12 protein-coding genes are annotated in these 17,411 nt (G+C 61.8%); 1 reads left to right on the forward strand and 11 read right to left on the reverse strand.

From position 1 onward, the window contains the following. Positions 1–102: 102 nt before the first annotated feature. The 4 genes from QF819_03905 to QF819_03920 form a co-directional block, all read right to left on the reverse strand. Complete coding sequence (locus tag QF819_03905) at positions 103–1,656, reverse strand: GWxTD domain-containing protein (GenBank protein MDP6802307.1); 1,554 nt, start codon at positions 1,654–1,656, stop codon at positions 103–105. A 61-nt stretch (positions 1,657–1,717) separates the two neighbouring features. Next, positions 1,718–2,683 carry a PorV/PorQ family protein gene (locus QF819_03910; protein MDP6802308.1) on the reverse strand — a complete coding sequence of 322 codons (966 nt, stop codon included), beginning with the start codon at positions 2,681–2,683 and terminating at the stop codon, positions 1,718–1,720. 76 nt (positions 2,684–2,759) lie between these two features. Beyond that, complete coding sequence (locus QF819_03915; protein ID MDP6802309.1) at positions 2,760–4,910, reverse strand: hypothetical protein; 2,151 nt, start codon at positions 4,908–4,910, stop codon at positions 2,760–2,762. A gap of 76 nt (positions 4,911–4,986) precedes the next feature. Beyond that, positions 4,987–7,725, reverse strand: coding sequence for a TonB-dependent receptor (locus QF819_03920; GenBank protein MDP6802310.1), 2,739 nt, complete (start codon positions 7,723–7,725; stop codon positions 4,987–4,989). A 355-nt stretch (positions 7,726–8,080) separates the two neighbouring features. Between QF819_03920 and QF819_03925 the strand changes: the two genes are divergently transcribed. After that, on the forward strand, positions 8,081–9,868 hold the full coding sequence (locus QF819_03925; protein MDP6802311.1) for a dipeptide ABC transporter ATP-binding protein: 1,788 nt from the start codon (positions 8,081–8,083) through the stop codon (positions 9,866–9,868). 4 nt (positions 9,869–9,872) lie between these two features. On the opposite strand, the gene QF819_03930 is transcribed toward QF819_03925, so the two are convergent. The 7 genes from QF819_03930 to QF819_03960 all read right to left on the reverse strand — a co-directional run bounded on the left by QF819_03930 (position 9,873) and on the right by QF819_03960 (position 17,410). Then, on the reverse strand, positions 9,873–10,715 hold the full coding sequence (locus tag QF819_03930; protein MDP6802312.1) for an ABC transporter permease: 843 nt from the start codon (positions 10,713–10,715) through the stop codon (positions 9,873–9,875). Between the two features lie 296 nt (positions 10,716–11,011). Then, a complete protein-coding gene (locus QF819_03935) occupies positions 11,012–11,977 on the reverse strand; it encodes an ABC transporter permease (protein ID MDP6802313.1) in 966 nt (321 codons plus the stop codon). Positions 11,978–12,046: 69 nt separating this feature from the next. Further along, positions 12,047–13,666, reverse strand: coding sequence for an ABC transporter substrate-binding protein (locus QF819_03940; protein ID MDP6802314.1), 1,620 nt, complete (start codon positions 13,664–13,666; stop codon positions 12,047–12,049). Then, positions 13,663–15,243 carry an ABC transporter substrate-binding protein gene (locus QF819_03945; GenBank protein ID MDP6802315.1) on the reverse strand — a complete coding sequence of 527 codons (1,581 nt, stop codon included), beginning with the start codon at positions 15,241–15,243 and terminating at the stop codon, positions 13,663–13,665. Before QF819_03945 ends, QF819_03940 begins: the two co-directional genes overlap by 4 nt. Next, complete coding sequence (locus QF819_03950; GenBank protein MDP6802316.1) at positions 15,240–15,932, reverse strand: hypothetical protein; 693 nt, start codon at positions 15,930–15,932, stop codon at positions 15,240–15,242. Before QF819_03950 ends, QF819_03945 begins: the two co-directional genes overlap by 4 nt. Then, on the reverse strand, positions 15,929–16,771 hold the full coding sequence (locus QF819_03955) for a hypothetical protein (GenBank protein ID MDP6802317.1): 843 nt from the start codon (positions 16,769–16,771) through the stop codon (positions 15,929–15,931). Before QF819_03955 ends, QF819_03950 begins: the two co-directional genes overlap by 4 nt. 3 nt (positions 16,772–16,774) lie before the next feature. Next, positions 16,775–17,410 (reverse strand): hypothetical protein, encoded by a 636-nt coding sequence (locus QF819_03960; GenBank protein ID MDP6802318.1) that lies wholly within the window; start codon positions 17,408–17,410, stop codon positions 16,775–16,777. Between the last annotated feature and the right edge of the window lies 1 nt (position 17,411).

Below are 17,411 nucleotides of genomic sequence, written 5' to 3' on the forward strand. Positions count from 1 at the left end.
CTGAGTGTTTTCAAGCCACCAAGACTAAATGGGTTAGGCATCTTATTGCCCGATTTCTCAGAGTGTCAACCCGGATTTTGGAGAACGCGCCTCAAAGGCCCGTCAGTGCCCGGGACCTCCCTCGCTGGACACAAGATGGAAATCACCGCTCCCGAATTCGTCCGCGAATATGAACTTCAACCCTCGGTGCGCACGCTGATCCACGGTTCGGCGGTCTCGCAGTTCCTGCCCGGGACCATCGTAGATCCAGACGATGAGTTCCTTGCTCTTGATCGTGGTCCCCCCCCTCTGGGAGCTGAGGGATCGGGAAAGCTCATCCGAAGGATCTCCCCGGCCACGAAACTCCGCGGAGGGCAGCGACTGCAGTGCGATCCTCTCCCCCGGATTCGTCACCTGCTCGCGAAGGCCGTCTTCCCGAAATCCTGATGACGAGTATTCGGTGATCCGATCATCCGGCTCCCCATACCGGACAAAGACACGGCCCCGGTCGGTGAGTATTCCCCGCTCCAGGGTCGAACTGAAGTTGCGGTCCGCAAAGTCGATCCGGCTGCGGAACTGCATGCGGATTTCGTTCTCCGGAGTTCCCGGCGACGGATCCAACCCTCTCCAGAACTCGTTCAGAAAGTACTCCCTTCCCGCAGGAGACAACCCCTCATACTGCCGCAGTTCTCCCGGATACAGGATCAGCGTCAGCTCCCGGAGGACTTCCTCTTCCTCGCGGGTCCAGGACTCGGCCCTCCACATCACCTCGAACGGACTCCGGGCGGATGCAATCCTGCCGGAGTCGGGGTCGCGGAGCGTCAGTTCCGCCTCATAGAGGCCCGCCGGGGTGATCGCAAGCAGGTCCAGTTCCTCCATGACAATCCACGCGCCCGACGACGGCCGAACACGACGCGTTCTCGCCAGCAATTCCTGCCCCGCCGCATCCAGAATCCGGATGCGCACAATGAAGCCCGGAGACTCCGAAGACGGTTCGGGAGAGTAGACCTCCGCAAAGAGGCTGAGTCTTGGAGCAAAAAGACCGAACCGCCCGGACGGGCTTGGCTCCAGGTTCGTCCCGTGCCGCCAGGCCCCGGAGTCTACGGTATCCAGTCGGCGAACCGTTCCCAGAACCAAGCTGGAGAGAGCCAGGCTCTCCTTTCCTGGATCCGGTACTGAAAACCGACTCTCAAACTGGCCGGTTCGGTGCCCGCCTCCACGAATCATGTAGAGAAGACCCGGCTTGGAGGAAGCATAGTCCTCCATCCGGATCCGCAGGGAATACTCTCCGGGCTCCAGAAGAGCGCGGTCAATGATCGTCTGCAGAATCCCCCGGTCGGTCGTGTCCAGTCTCTCGGAAGCCACCGGGCAGAGCTTCGACTCTCTGCTCAGGACCGTGGTGCCGTCGTGGTCAAGAACCGCGATCGTCAGTCGGAGGTCGGCCTCATGGGTGGAGCCTGTCTGGCGAAAGGTGATCTGATCGTTGCTGACAGATATGTGAAACTCCGCCTCCACGAGTTCGCCGGCGACGCGAAACAGGGCCGTTCGCGCATAGAAGGCAATCTCACCGGAGGAGGCACTCCCCGACACTCCCGCCGCGGCCGGGAGGGCGAAATGCCCAACGGCCAGCAACAGAACCGGACTGCATTTCAGGAGAGAAATGGGGCGCGCGCGCATCGTTCACATGACTCCGAACTCTGGCACATCCCCCGGGTGACCGCACCGGGCCAACCTGGGGTCAGAAGCGAAGTTCTGCCGAGACCTTGTGGGTTCCCACCAGAAACTTCATGTCCGAGTAGGCGTAGTCCACCCGCATCCATGACGCCGAACCGGTAGGGAACTCCACGCCGAACCCACCCGCGAGACCCTCCTCGTCACGATTGTAGCGATAGCCGCCACGGATCTGCAGCGTGACATTGGGTTCGAAGGCTTTCAGCGTGTATTCTGCTCCGACGCTCGCCCTTTCCGCGTTGTCGGACGGGTGATCGAACTCCGCCGCCGCCAGAAGGTTGTGATTCGCACTGGAGTAGACATCCATCGCCGTGCCCACGCGGAACATCGTGGGAAGCGGGAAGTCCTGTTCGAGGAACCGGAGAGACGGCCCCAGGTTCTGGATGGCCATTCCGATCCGGATGGTCTTGTAGTCTGTGAAATAGAGCGTCCCAAGGTCCACGGCCACGCCGTCCGCATTGGCATCGGCGAGCCCCATGTGAATGTACTTGGCCGTCAGGCCAAAGGAGAACCGGTCGATGAGATTGCGCGCCCAGGTCAACGCCAGGTTGAAGTCACCGGCATCGAAGTTCCGGCCCGTTCCCTCCGGACTGTATGCGGTGCGAATGGCCATGGGGTCCATCTGCAGAACCGTCGAACTGAACGCGAAGGCGCCGGGAAGGCCGTGGTAAGTGAATGCATAGCCGACAAACTCGTGGGAAATGTCCGCGGGCCAGGAACTATGGTTCAGCGAAACACGACTGGTCCCGTCGCGCGTGATTCGAGCCACGCCGGCAGGGTTCCAGAAAATGCAACTGGCGTCGTCCGCCACCGCGACGAAGGTCTCCCCCATCCCAACAGCCCGGCCGCCGACACCTATCTTCAAGAACTGGGCCCCTGCTGTACCCACCTTCTTGAAGATCTTGGCCGCATCCGCCGAAGGGGCGGACAGAATGGCCACTGCGGCAATCGCCACACACAGGCGCGTCTTCAAGATGAAACCTCCCTTACCGGTCGACCCGGAACAGTTCCCACATTCGGGGGAACACCGTCCACAATCCGCGAACAAGCTAACGGATCACGGCGAACTTGCCAATGGTCTCCTGCCCGCCGGGCGTGATCACATGATAGAGATAAATGCCGCTGACGGTATCCTGGTTGTTCATCGAAATCAGGTTGGAGTGCGTCCACTCATACTCCCCCGTTCGCCCATCCCCGCCATGGTGTTCGATCGTTTGTACAAGATCTCCGGAAAGCGAGAAGATGCGGATGGTCGCTCGCGGGGGAAGGTTGATGAACCGAAGTCGACGACCCGTAGGCTCAAAGTCCGTTTCCTCCAGATCCCACTCCGCTCCGAGATAATACGGATTCGGGACGACCGCCACTTCGTCGAGGGTCTGCGTTGCCGACCAACCGGCCATGACCTTGGCCATGTTCTGTGAGTACTTCCCGAACTTCGGCTCCACTGTCCGGACCCTGGTGGTTTCCGGACTTCCGGGGGTGGTCAAGCTGTCGATCTCCGTGGTGTAGACGCCGCGGTCATAGGCCGTTACTGCATACCAGTACCAGAAGCCATTGTGAACGCGGGTATCCACGAAGCGGTACATGCCCACTCCACTCAGCCCCGTATCAATCTTGGCCAACTCGGTACTGTCGAAGTCCGCGATCAATCTCCACATGGCGTCTGACGGGATGTTGGCTTCTCGCCTCCATCCTTCCGCCTTCCAGACCTGATAGCCTGCAAAGTCGATCTCCCGGGTCAGCGGGTCCGGCACTCCCTCCGGGAAATCATCCCACTCCATGCTCACATACTGATCGCCGGCCTGAAGGCGGACATTCGGGGGAGGGGGTGGAGAACTGGTGGCCCAGTGAATCACCTCTCCCTGATCGTCAATGAAGCCATTGTACACGCGCTGCGCCTGGATGGGATTCGTGAAGTCGGGCTTGCGAATCGTCTCCCCTCCCGCGTCGAAGCTCTCCAGCATCTCACCGCATACAAACGCCACCTGGAATGTCAGCGTGGAGCCGGGAGGAATCTTGGCGAAGGGCCCGGCGGACACCAGGAATCGGTAGTCATCCGGCTTGCCCGTATTCGCATCAATCGTCGGGCGAGTGTCGCTGTTGCCGCGAAGGAATCGATAGCGGTCCACATCATCGCGAGGGTCCTGATCTCCGCCCGACCAGACGCGGTAGGCATGAATCCGCACAGACTCCGGCGCGAAGAGATCCTCGGGAGCCCCACCCGATTCGTCTACGGTGTGCCCCAGGAACAGAACCCCGACATACCCCGGGACATCATCGTTTGCATTGTCTCCACCCACCTCGTCGAAGGTGTAGCCCATGGTGAGCTTCAGCCGAAGAGGGTCCTCATCTCCGGTGGGAGCGATGAGCGTGTCCAGCGTGGCGAAACCCGACTGGTCGTCTTCCCAGTACTTGAGATCCTGATCGTCGATCCCGATATCGCCATCCACCATGAAGCCCAGATAGGCACTTTCCACATCCCAGCCCACTCCGTCCATCACCTGAGAGATGTTCGTGACGGTGAACTCAATCCCGACAAAGTCGTCAAACTGAGGGTCCGTCCAGACATAGCTCTCCTGCTGAATGCGGAGCCCAAGCGGTTCATGGAAGTCAGCCGGGTCCGACCAGAACTGATTCGCGAAGGTGGAAGTATCGTAGTAAACGGTTCGGAACATCTGCTGGGAAATCCCGGCGAAGTCCTCGTCTATGCGACCGTCGAAGTCGTTGTCCTGCCCGTCCAGTCCGTCCTCGTCTGCCGTGCCGTCTCCGTCGTCATCAAACCCTCGCAGTCCGGAAGGGGCACCCTCAAAGGTCTCACAAATCCCCGAGGGAGGACTGCCGCACCCCTCATCGTTCTCCATGTTCCAGTATTCACCGAACTGGTACAGCCCGGCCGAGACAATCGTGTCCGGTTGGCCTCCGCGATTGAGCACCCCGCCGATCCAGAGACCCGCCGCGTACAGGTACTCGTTGTTCGATCCTGCGGGCCACTCCCCCGAAGGGTTCGTGAGGTCTGCGCTGCCACGACCGAAGCGTCCACGGTTGGACACATGCAGGAGCAGGTTTCCAGCATCGTGGAACCAACCTGCAAACTCATCGATGCGATAAGGCGGAAGCTGCGGACTGTTCTCCGGGACCACGCGTGCCACAGCCGTCTGCCCGACAGAAAGAAGGCCCGCGATCAGGCACAAGACTCCCACGCACCTGGCAAAGGGACTTCCCCCGCTACTGCAAGTTCTACTCCTCTGGCTCTCCACTCCCCATCCTCTCATCAGATCACCACTCATATGCCACGCCAAAGCGGAAGGAGCGAGGCTCACCGTATACCCGCGGATCATTCAGCGGGACCAGAATGTCGTCCGGGGTTCCCATGGTGTCGTGAAGGTTGTACGCCCCGCCCAGTTCTCCGAACTCGGTGAAGTACTCCTGATAGTAGGAGTTGGCCGGCGACGGGGAAATGTAGGGTGTCACCGTCACGACATTCTTGCGGTCCAGGAGGTTTCTCCCCTCAACGAAGAGCCGGAACTCCTGCCCGTACAGCGAATATTGTTTGTTCGCCTTCATGGAGAAGTACATGGTGTACGGAAGCCGGATGGAGTTGAAGAACTCGGCCCGCACAATCCGATCCCCAAGTCGCTTGGGTGTAGTCGGGGAACCCGATGCGATGGAGAAGTCCGCGTTGACACCCCAGATGCCCGGATCGGAGAGGTACAGGTACATGTTGAAGACATGGCTCCGGTCCCAGTCGAGCGGGATCTCCTTGATCGGCTCCCGGTCTGCGGCCTCCCCGGACACCACCACCGCCTGCAGGACATCGGACGAAGAGCCCGTCGCCTTGGACAGCGTGTAGGCGAGTCCTCCTCTCCAGTAGTGGGAGAACCGCTTCTCCAGCGTCAGCTCCAGCCCACGAACGGAACCGTAGTCTTTGTTGATGAAGACAAATGGGGCGAAGGCGTCCTGCTCCGTTTCGTTCTCGGCTTCCAGCGCTTCCGCCCCGGTCAGCCCGAAGATGTCCTTGAAGAAGACCGACCCGTCCACCCAGACCTCGTCGCTGAGCTGACGCCGAACGCCGAACTGATAGGAAATGGTGGTCTCCGGCTCCAGGAAAGCGTTGCCCACAGTCTGGTTTCCGGGCGCGGGATTGTCGCTGTAGTCGAAGATCCACTCCAGATTCGGCAACTGGAAGAAGCGACCATAATGGAAGTGGAGAACATCCCGATCAGAAATGGGATACGACATCCCCACTCGCGGAGAAACCTGTGCTCGCCAGCGCTCCAGAAGAGATGTCCCCTGCGTGGGCCTCTGGAGGGCAAGCACACGCTGATTGGCAAGACGGATGGCGCTTTCCCCAGGGTCGAAGAAGTCAAACCGCAGGCCAAGGTTCATGACCATTGATTTCTTGTAACGAAGCCGATCCTGCACATAGAACACGCCGCCCATGGCGCGCTCAGAGTACTGATTGGGAGAACTCCCCTGATCGTTGTCCTCGGAGGGGGCATACCGATCGTCTTTGGAGAGGTCGTAGTAGTCCAGCGTGGCGCCCGTCTTGAACTCGTGGGTGTCCCCAACCTTGACCTGGTAATCCGACCTCCAGGTAATCTGCAGCGATTCCCGCTCTGTCCAGTCGGGGAAGTCTCCTGAGATCGCATAGAAGAGGTTCTCCGGATCCCGCTCCCGATCGTTTCCCCGGAACGGAACATACTCCCCGGGGCTCTTCCCTCCGACATCCTCGTGATAGCGCGTCTTGAAGTAGGCGACTCGCGTCTTGAAATAGGACCCTTCACTCACGGGGTGGGTGTACGACAGCTTGTACTGGTTGATCTTCGTCGTCTGATCGGTGAGGTGCGCAGGCCCGTTGTAATAGGTGTAGGTGGAGTCCAGCGGGGCATGCCACCAGTGCTCAAGATCCTCCGACCAGTACCCGACGCGGCTGAACCCGTGGTGATACCAGTCCCTGCGACTGCTGGAGAAGAGAACCTCGCCGGATATCTTCTTGGCTCCGGGGAGTACATAGGTGAGCTTCCCCTGCCCGGACAGAAGGTTTCGCTTCCGATCCCGGAAACTGGCCAGTTCCCAGTCGTTGAATGTCAGCTTCTGTGCGGGTCTCTCCTCCAGTGTCCGGAGGTAAGTATCCGAAAAGGTGCCCTCTCCCGATGCATAGAACCGCAGGCGGTTGCCCGTAAAGGGAACGGGGCCTCCGAAACCCAACGAGAAGCTGTCGTAGTTGAAGTAGGTCTTGTCCGGCGCGCCGAAGTCGTCCGTCATGAACTTGAACTGCCCCGTGTACTTCTCCGTGCCTTCCTTGGTCTTGATCTGAATGACCGCGGACTGAGCGTTTCCATATTCCGCATCCATGCCGCCCGAAATCATGTTCAGTTCCGAAAGCGACTGAAGCGACACTTCCATCGTGCCGCCGGAAGACCCGGCGAATGCATCCGAGACGGGCATTCCGTCCACATAGGTCTTGATCTCGCCAGACCGCCCTCCACGCACGAAAAGCTCTCCGCCGAGAGAGGTCACGCCCGCCTGCGTGGCGATGGCCTCTTCCACCGTGTTGATGGCACGGATCTTCGCTTCATCCTGCTTGAACGACTGAATGGAGGCGGACTCTTCCTTCTTCAGGACATCGTAGGCGTCCGTGCGAATGTCGACGACATCCACTTCCAGAACCACCGACTCCTCAAGCCGAATCTCCAGTGGGGTGGTGCGGTTGGCGTCCACGCGCACATTCGCCACCTCCAGAGACTCAAAGCCCATCATAACGACGCGCACAACATGAGTGCCCACGGGAACTTCCGAGATGGCGAAGGAGCCATCGTCCCGGGCGAGCGAACCGCGCGCTGTGTTCTTGACGACGACATTGGCGTAGGCAAGAGGCTTGCCCGTCGAGTCATCCAGCACGACCCCCCGGATACTCCCGGTGACGCCCTGAGCCTGAACCGGCGCGGCGCCCGAGAGACACAGGGCGGCGAGGATTGGAAGGACAAAGGCCGTCATGGCGTGAGCTTTGCGCATCGGGTCACCCTTCTCGCACGGCGAAGGCCGGGGAAACATGCCGGACTACGGAGGCTCGCCGACGCAACACTGCGCCTCGGCGAGCCTTCGGTTGCGCCCTTCCAAACGGCGCAACCCCTTGGCAAGACAGGAGAAACGCACATCAATCCATAAGACGCGCGGCCACTATAGCGAAGCCCCTCAGGGGTGTCAAGCAGCCACAACTCCCCGTCACTGCCTGAGTTGCGTCGGTGCGGGCGAAGCCGGGCGGCGCTCCCGTCGGGACCCTCCTCCCCCCGATTGACACCCCATTCCCTCGACTCTATTCTGCCCCCTCGCACCGTCCGGTATCCTCATCACCCGGGAGCCTTGCTCCGTGAATGCGCCCCCAAAGACCGTCCTTAAGATCGAAGGCCTCCGGACTCAGTTCCAGGTGGAGGAAGGAACGGTTCACGCCGTTCGAGATATCGATCTGGAGATCCTGGAAGGCCGGACACTCGGGCTGGTGGGAGAATCCGGGTCAGGCAAGTCCGTCACCAGTCTGTCGGTGATGCGGCTGCTCCCGGAGAGGATCGCGCATCTGGAGGCGAACGGAGTCCGGTTCCTCGGGCAGGATCTCCTTTCGCTTCCGGAGAAGGAGATGCGGCACATCCGGGGCGGACGGATGAGCATGATCTTCCAGGAGCCGATGACCTCGCTGAATCCCGTTCTGACGGTGGGCAGTCAGGTGATCGAGGCCATTCGGATTCATCAGACGCTGGGCAAGTCGGAAGCCCGGGAACGGACGGTCGACCTCTTCGAAGAAGTGGGGATTCCGGAGCCATCCCGACGGGTGGACTCGTATCCCCACGAACTCTCCGGCGGGCAGCAACAGCGCGTCATGATCGCCATGGCGCTCTCGTGCAATCCCCGGCTTCTGATCGCAGACGAGCCGACGACCGCGCTCGATGTCACGATTCAGGCTCAAGTACTGGAACTCCTGCGCCAACTCCGCGACACACGCAGCATGTCGATCCTCTTCATCACGCACGACCTGGGGGTCATCGCCGAGATCGCCGATGATGTGGCGGTCATGTACGACGGGAAGATCGTCGAGCACGGACCGGTCCTTGACCTCTTCACCGCTCCGTCTCATCCCTACACCCGGGGGCTTCTGGCCTGCCGCCCCCGGCTTGAACAAAGGCTCTCCCGACTGCCCATGGTGTCCGACTTCATGGAAGTCCATCGCGACCCGGAAGAAGGCGCCGTCCTTCGCGAGCGCATCATGCCTCCGGAGAGACAGGCGGAACTGGAGCGAGTCTCCACCCCCTGCGCACCCCTCCCAGACGCGCAACCTGTCCTGCGGGTGGAAGGTCTCAAGGTCCACTTTCCGATTCGCAGGGGCCTCCTTCAGCGGGTCGTGGATCACACGCGCGCCGTAGACGGGCTGGACCTTGAAGTCCACGAAGGGCGCACACTCGGGCTCGTCGGAGAGTCCGGATGCGGGAAGACGACCGCCGCGCGCGCCATTCTCCGGCTGCAGGAGCCGACGGAGGGCACGGTCTCGTTCCGGGGGACGGACCTCGCGTCGCTGAGCCGACACGAGCTTCGGAAGATCCGCGGCGAACTCCAGATCATTTTCCAGGATCCCTATGGCTCGCTCAATCCGCGCCTCTCCGTGGAGAGCGCCATCACGGAGCCCATGCAGATTCACCGTGTCGGAACCAGTCGCTCCGATCGCCGGGACCGCGCGGCCGCCCTGCTGGAAGAGGTCGCGCTGAGCGCGGATCACCTGCGACGATACCCGCATGAGTTCTCCGGCGGGCAACGCCAGAGAATCTGCATCGCCCGGGCTCTCTCGGTAAACCCGTCGTTCATCATCTGCGACGAATCCGTTTCCGCCCTCGATGTCTCCGTGCAGGCTCAGGTCCTGAACCTCCTGAGAGACCTCCAGGACCGGCGCGGCCTCACCTACATTTTCATCAGCCATGATCTCGCGGTGGTGAAGTTCATGGCGGATACCATCTCCATCATGCACGCCGGGAGGATCGTGGAATCCGGACCCGCAGAGGACATCTACGCAGATCCGAAGCAGGCCTACACGCGGAGTCTGATCTCCGCCATCCCTGACGACAGCCTGGACGCCATCCGGAAGCGCGTGGCGGGCCGCGCCGCCACACCCTGACCGGCTACTCCACGCCGTCGGGGCGCGTTCTTGGATCCAGCGCGTCACGCAGGCCGTCGCCCAGCAGGTTGTAGGACACGACGGTCAGGACAATCGCCAACCCGGGGAATGTCGAGATCCACCATGCTCCCAGGAGATTGTCCCTGCCCTGATTGATGATGTTCCCCCACGACGCGGTCGGTGGCTGCACTCCCAGCCCGAGGAATGACAGCACAGCTTCCACCAGAATCACATCACCGATCATGAGCGTAGCCGCGACGATGACCGGTGACAGTGTGTTCGGCAGCAGGTGACGGAGGATTGTCCGGTGCGCCGGAATACCCAGAGCGCGCGTCGCCTCGACGAACTCCTGCTCGCGCAGTGAGAGGATCTGCCCCCGCACGAGCCTCGCAACTCCCATCCAGCCGGTCAGCCCGAGGACCGCGACAATCAGCCAGATCTTCGGACTGTAGATGGCAATGAGCGTCAAAATGATGAACAGCTTGGGGAATGCGATCAGCACATCCACGACACGCATGACCACCCAGTCCACGCGGTCACCGAAGTAGCCTGCGATGCATCCGAAGAACAGACCCAGCGTGATCGCGAGGGTGACCGCCACGAATCCGATGGAGAGTGATATCCGCGAGCCGTAGATCACTCGCGAGAGAATGTCCCGTCCGAACTTGTCGGTTCCCATCGGGTGATCTTGACGGGGCGAAAGAAACCGCGTCCGCACGATGTCCTCCTGCGCATTCGGATCATGCGGCGCAAGAAGAGGCGCGAGAATCGCCACACAGTACAGCGTCAGCACCAGAAAGAGCCCCGTCCGCGCAATACGATTTCGCATGAACCTGCGGTAAGCGATTCGCGCGCGACTCGTCCCCGCCGTTGCTTCCGAGTCGGATGCGCTCTCGAGCGATCGAATCCGGCGACAATCCACCGTGGATGCGACCGGAATCCCAATCAGAGCCAGAGCCAGGAACACCACCGCCGACATGAGGCCGCCCCCTCCCCCGCCGTGCAGGACTTCGCTCACCTCCGCGCGGGAACCGACCGCGACTGCCCAGAACGCCAGCCACGCCACGGCGAAGAGCACGCCGCGGGCCCATCTCCGATGAAGCAGGTGGCCCGCCCCCGGGACAGCGGAAAGCACGCGACGCATCATTCGTAGCGAATCCTGGGATCCACGACTGCGTACAGCACATCCGCAATCAGGTTCCCGCCCACGACCATGACACCCGCGATGAGATTGACCGCCATGACCACGGGATAGTCCCTCGCGAAGATCGCGCCCACAGTCAGGCGCCCCATGCCCGGCCACGCGAAGATCGTCTCCGTGACCACCGCGCCCGACATGAGAAACGGAATGTAGAGTCCGAGGAGCGTCACCAGGGGAATCAGCGCGTTTCGCAGCGCGTGCCGGAACACGACCACGCGTTCAGGCAGTCCCTTCGCGCGGGCGGTTCGAATGTAGTCCTGCCGGATCACCTCCAGGAGGCTCCCGCGCATGAACCGCGCAACGGAAGCAGCCGACGCAATCCCCAGCACGAACACAGGCAGCACAAGATGGAGCGCCCGGTCCCACAGCCTGGGCAGAAACGCCATGTACTCCGCATCCACGGAGGCCATCTGGCTCGCGGGGAGGATGCCCAGCTTCAGCGAGAAGACAATGATGAGTACCAGCCCCAGCCAGAACCCCGGCATCGAGTAGACGAAGAGCGCCCCGAGCGTGAGCACATTGTCGATCCAGGAGTACTGACGGGCGGCGGAAACCAGACCGACCGCAACTCCCACGACGAGATCGAGCAGCAGCGCGAGGAATGTCAGGATGAGCGTGTTCGGAACCGTCTCAGCGAGAATCTCCGCCACCGGTCTGTGATGCGAGAAGGAGACGCCGAACTCCCCCTGGGCCAGCGCGCCGAGCCACTTCACATACTGCACATGAAGAGGCTGATCCAGTCCCAGACGCACACGCACCGTCTCCATGACGGAGGGGTCAATCTCCGGATTGAAGTACATCGCCATGGGGTCACCCGGAGCCAGCCGGATGATGAAGAAGGTCAGCGTCGCCAAGGCCCATACCAACGGGATTGAGGCCAGCACGCGCCGAATGATGAAGCGAATCATCTTTCTCCCCCGCGCGGCATACGAACGCCTCTCCGGGGAGCCGCGAGGGCGTCTGCCGAATCCTGCAGCCTAGCTCGCATAGCGACGGTCCCCCGGGGCAATCCACCACTCCCCGGCGTTCAGCAGAAACCCGCGCACATCCGTCTCCACTCCCCGGATGCGCCGCGACACACCGACCGAGTAGTTCAGTTCGAACAAGACCGTATACGGTTGCTCCTGATGAAGCACGCGCTGGAACTCCCGCCAGATCGGCAGAGCGTCCGCATGGGTCCGCGCAAGCAACCCGCGATCGATCAATGCGTCTACCTCACGATTCGTGTAGCTCCCCATATTGTACTTTCCCAAGACCGCATCGGAGTGGAATGTGTCGTACGGATTGACCACGAAGTCCGACTGCCACGCCATGTGGTAAGCGTCGAAGTCCTTCGCCATGATCTCATCGAGAAACACCGTCCACTCCCTCACCTCCGGGGTCGCCGCGATCCCGATGCGCGCCAGATCAGCCTGAATCATCACCAGCGTATCTTCGCGGAGCTGGTTCCCCAGATTCGTCTTGATCCGGAACTCGAACTTCTGCCCATCCCGGTCCAGGACGCCGTCTCCGTCTGTGTCCCGCCAGCGAAGTTCCGCGAGGATCCGCGAAGCCTCCGTCGGATCGTACGGATGGGGCGCGATCTCCGTGGCATACGCCTGGGATAGCGACATGATCGGATGCGCGGTCACCTTGCCCTGACCGAACACCAGCGCGTCGAGAATGCCCTGCCGGTTGATGGCCATCGTCATCGCGCGCCGGACCGCACTCTCGGCAAAGAGCGGGTTCTGAATATTCCATCCGATGAACTGAAACCCCCGCTGCGGAACCGTCTTCACGCGGTAGCGATCCTCCTCGCGAAGGCCCGGGACGGAGGAGAAACGCAGCCGCTCCACGATGTCCAGTTCACCACTGCGAAACGCCGTCTCCACCGCAGTCTGGTCCGGAATGACCCGCACGACGATCCGATCCAGCCAGGGTCGTCCCGCAAAGTGATCCGGGTTCGCCTCCAGGACCAACTCCCGATCACGCTTCCATCGAACGAAACGAAAGGGGCCGTTTCCGATCGGTGCCCGGTTGAAGGACGCGGACTCCATGAGTTCCGCGGGAACATCGCCCAGGAGGTGGTGCGGAAGAATCACACGACGCAGTGCCGGCAACTGGTCCGCATAGGCACGCGCGAATCGGAACACCACGGTGTGGGGCCCGACGGCCTCCACTTCCTCCAGCGGACGCAGCGATCCCACATCCGGGTAACCCAGGAGAGGGTTCTTCATCATGCGAAATGTGAACACGACATCGGCCGCCGTCGTCGGCACGCCGTCATGCCAGAGGACATCGTCGCGAAGGGTGACCGTAATCTCGCGCCGGTCCCCGGAGAACTCCCAGGCGCTTGCCAGTGCTCTTTCAAGTTCGAAATCCGCCCCCCAACGAAAGAGTGGCGTGTACAGGAGGTTCGTCATGACCTCCGTCGCGTTGGCATCGGTGGAGACGAACTCGTTCAGCCCGTCCAGGTCGGAAAAGAGCCCGATCACGCAAGTCCCCCCGGGGACGGGGCCGGCGGAGGGCTCTTCCGCCTCGCGTGCGCCTCTCTCGGACCCGCAGCCGACGACGAAGATCAGTGCGGCCGAGACAATCCACGCCCGCCCACGGCTCACGACGCCCCTCCGGCAGGGCGCCAGCGGTGGACCTCTACCAACGCCCCGCGCGAATCCATCGGCGCCTCAGCAACGCGGTCGCGGCGGTACGGGTAGTTGGCCTCTCCGGCGTAGAGCACCGACACGGGCTCGAGGCGATGCATGACCTCCTGGAACTCCCGCCAGATCCGTTTCGTCTCTTCCCGATCCTGTGTCACACGCGCCCGATCCATCAGGCTGTCCGTAACCGGATGAGAGAACGAAATGGAGTTGTGCCCGCCTGCGATCGCGCGCGTGTGAAAGTTGTCCTCCGGGTCGAAGACGAAATCAGTGCGGCTCGCCAGCACCGTCGCGTCAAAGTCCTTTGCGTAGATCTTCTCCAGATAGACCGTCCACTCAAAGAACTCCGTATCCACGCCAATCCCCAGTTCTTGATAGTCCGCCTGCACCATCGTCGCGATTTCCTCCGAGATCTCGTTTCCTGAAATCAGCGTGAAGGTGAACTCAAAGCGTTGACCGTCCTTCATGCGGATGCCCTTTGAGTCGCGCTCCGACCACCCCGCTTCGTCGAGAAGTCGTCCGGCAGCCGCCGGGTCGAAGGGGTACGGCTCGATCCCCGGGTGAAACGCCCAGTGTTCCGGATAGATGGTCGTCGCGATAACCTGTCCAAAGCCGACCCGGAACGCATCCACGATCGTCTGCCGGTCGGTCACCATCGTGAGTGCCCGGCGAACACGCGGGTCGGCGAACAACGCGGCGCGATGATTCCAGCCGATATAGGTATAGGTCCGATCGGAGAAGCGCCCGAACCCGTACTCGGCGCGGCCTTCCAGTGCCTGAAAGAAGCGGCTGGGCATCCGATGGTACACATGCACGCCGCCCGTCTCCAGTTCGGTGCGGAGCGTCGTTTCTTCGGGGATGATCCGGAACACAAGCCTGTCGAAGCCGGCCCGCCCGAGCGCGCAGGTCTCGCTGGCGTCGAAGACCAGGCGATCCTCCGCCACCCACTCCCGCAGTCGCCAGAACGCATTCCCCACGGGCGCCCGGTTGAAGGGGAGCGACGGAAGCGCCGCTGCCGTAGCGCCGGAGAGGAGGTGCGCGGGCAGAACATGAAAGCGCGTGTCATTCACCGGTTCCGCCACCGCCTTCCGGAAGCGAAAGCGCACTGTCCGCGGGTCCGGAGCGTCACACGACTCAATGTGGCGAATCTGTCCCTTGTCGCGATAGGGAATGTCCGGGTCCGCCATTCGGTCGAAGGTGAACTTTACATCGTCGGCGGTAGTCGGGACACCATCCTCCCAGACAACATCCTCGCGAAGCGTGTAAGTCAGAACGAGTCCATCGTCAGAGAGTTCCCAGGACTCGGCGAGCATCGGACGATCTGCAAGTTCCGGCGGAGGCCCGAAATCCGTGAGCTTCAGGAAGAGGAGATCGGCCATCTCGGTCGCCTGCGAACTGGTCGAAAGAAGCGGGTTCAGAAGATCCGGCTGGTAGCCCATTCCCCAGACCAGCGTCCGTCCCGCCCCGTTACCGGGGGAACCGCACGAAAGCCCCATCAGCACAACCGCCGCGAGGAGGAATGCGAGGGTGGCCCTCACCCGGCATCCTCTTCCGACGCGCCTCTCCCGCCACGCCTCGCCCAGAGGGCCAGGAAGACCGCGACGCACACCAGCAGCATCCACGACACCCGGCCATGCGCGATAAGATCCCGAGAGCGCCCGATGGCCAGCGAGATCCGCGACATCACCGTGTATCCGAAACTCGCGCCGAAGGACACCATCAGGAACCAGACGCCGATCCGCGTCACAACCCCCAGCGCCCCGCGATGCTCTCTTGAGAAGTAGAAGTACAGGAGGCTGGATGACAGCCCCAGCACCAGGATGGCATTGCTCACGGCTCCTGCCCCGCCGTGCACCACATCCAACATCGTCGACTGAAGCTGGATGATGAGATCTCCCGACCCGAATGCCACAACATTGATCCCCGAATACATCCCCACGACGAAGGCCAGCGGCCACCTGGACAACCAGGAGTGCTTTTCGGAAAACCGCGTGAACATGAGAAGGGAGAGCCCCAGAGGAATCCACTTGAGCAGATCCCCCTCCGCAAGCGGAACGATGAGGTTGGGCCGCACCGTCTCCTGCCAGGCCATGGCGATCCCGTACCCCGCCGTGATCCCCACAAAGACATGCTCGGCGAACTTGTACAGAGGATTGTCCCGATACAGGAAGCTCAGTATGCAGAATGTGAGTGCCAGGCTGATCCACACATGCAGAGCGTCGATCATGACTCTCTCCGCCGACGAAGGAAGTACATCACATTCCCGAAGAGAATGAACACGATGATCAGCACATGGCTCGCGCTCTGCGCCGCCATCCCTCCGACCGCTTCCCCCGGACGCCCCACGAGAAGTTCATACTCGGCCGCGCCCTTCATTCCGGCCGAGAGCCCGACCAGTTGCTTGGGAATGGCCTGATAGTACGGCACATAGTCCGGCCCGCTCACCGCTGTACACGCGCCGCCGATCCGCACTCCGTACTGGCTCCGTGCGATCTGGACATACTCCTTGATCCCGGGCACCCCGGCGGAGACATTGATCAGCATCTCCACATCGTCATAGCGAAACACCTCGCGCATGAGCGGCAGCGAATCCACCGGTGTCCCGTCGCGGTCGAAGGGGAAGGCCTCGTGAATCGACTTCCCCATGGAGCGAATCACGATCTGCCGACCCTCCTTGTAGCCCAGGTGCACATAATCCACGCCCGGGACATATCCATACTCCGACTCCAGCCCCACTTCCTCCAGCACCCTCTCCGTGATGGGAGGAGCCGGTGCCCACAGGCTGACCATGACCATGCGAATCCGCTTTTCCGCCAGATGATGCAGGACCGCAATGTGGAAGGGGAGCAACTCCGGTTTTCCCGGGGGATCGTAGTCTGCGGACACCAGCACGATCGACCCTTCCGGCAATGCCTCTACGGCATCGTACAGATCCCGCACCATCGGTGAGATCGGGATGGGCAGGCTCACCGGAAACAGGAGCGGAAGCATGATCGCCAGCGAGAGAATGACGAAGAGCCACCGTCGGTCCACGAACTCCAGCCTATGGAAGAATCCACCGGTCATGGACTACTTGCCCCCCAGATGCGCGCGTTCCAGCCCGAGGATGACACGCAGTCCCGTAGAGATGGCGCCGAGCGCGGCCCCCATCAGGATGGCTCGCTTCCCCGCCAGATTGGGGACCTCCATGATCCAGTCCTTCACGCCCGGGAACCCGCCGAGAAAGGACTCCGGCCCCCAGATGTACGCGCCCACCGGAACCTGCCCGAGCATCACGATGACCGCCGCACCGAGCAGCAAGACCGCTTCCGTGCTCCTTGCCCGGAAGGCCCGGTACGCTGCGGAAGTGATGAAGAACGCAAGGAGCGAAAACATGGTGGCGCCCAACGGATCAAAGACGGTGTCGTACAGCCAGAGGAAAGGGCCGCCCTTGTGGTCGTGGAAGATCCCCAGTCCTGCCATCCCGACAAGGCTCACGACAAGGACAGCGCTGTAGGCCCATCCCTCGTCGCGGCGAGAGATGCGCCCGCCATGAATCCGCAGGACATTGGCCACGGCCAGCACATAGGTGAAGGCCACGACGATGAGCCCCCACTGCTCCATCTCTGTCACGAATGCCGCGAAGGAGCGATGCGGCACGAAGAACTCCGCGATCATCACCGTTCCGGCCACCAGCGTCAGAACCCAGGGAACCCAGCGTTTCATT

It is taken from the genome of Gemmatimonadota bacterium, from assembly GCA_030747075.1.
GTDB lineage: Bacteria > ARS69 > ARS69 > ARS69 > ARS69 > ARS69.

Excerpts from the sequence above, each read along its gene's own strand:
- QF819_03920 (MDP6802310.1), bottom strand. The coding sequence starts at position 7,725 with ATGCGCAAAGCTCACGCCATGACGGCCTTTGTCCTTCCAATCCTCGCC.
- QF819_03950 (MDP6802316.1), bottom strand. The coding sequence starts at position 15,932 with ATGATCGACGCTCTGCATGTGTGGATCAGCCTGGCACTCACATTCTGC.
- QF819_03960 (MDP6802318.1), bottom strand. The coding sequence starts at position 17,410 with ATGAAACGCTGGGTTCCCTGGGTTCTGACGCTGGTGGCCGGAACGGTG.
- QF819_03935 (MDP6802313.1), bottom strand. The coding sequence starts at position 11,977 with ATGATTCGCTTCATCATTCGGCGCGTGCTGGCCTCAATCCCGTTGGTA.
- QF819_03905 (MDP6802307.1), bottom strand. The coding sequence starts at position 1,656 with ATGCGCGCGCGCCCCATTTCTCTCCTGAAATGCAGTCCGGTTCTGTTG.
- QF819_03955 (MDP6802317.1), bottom strand. The coding sequence starts at position 16,771 with ATGACCGGTGGATTCTTCCATAGGCTGGAGTTCGTGGACCGACGGTGG.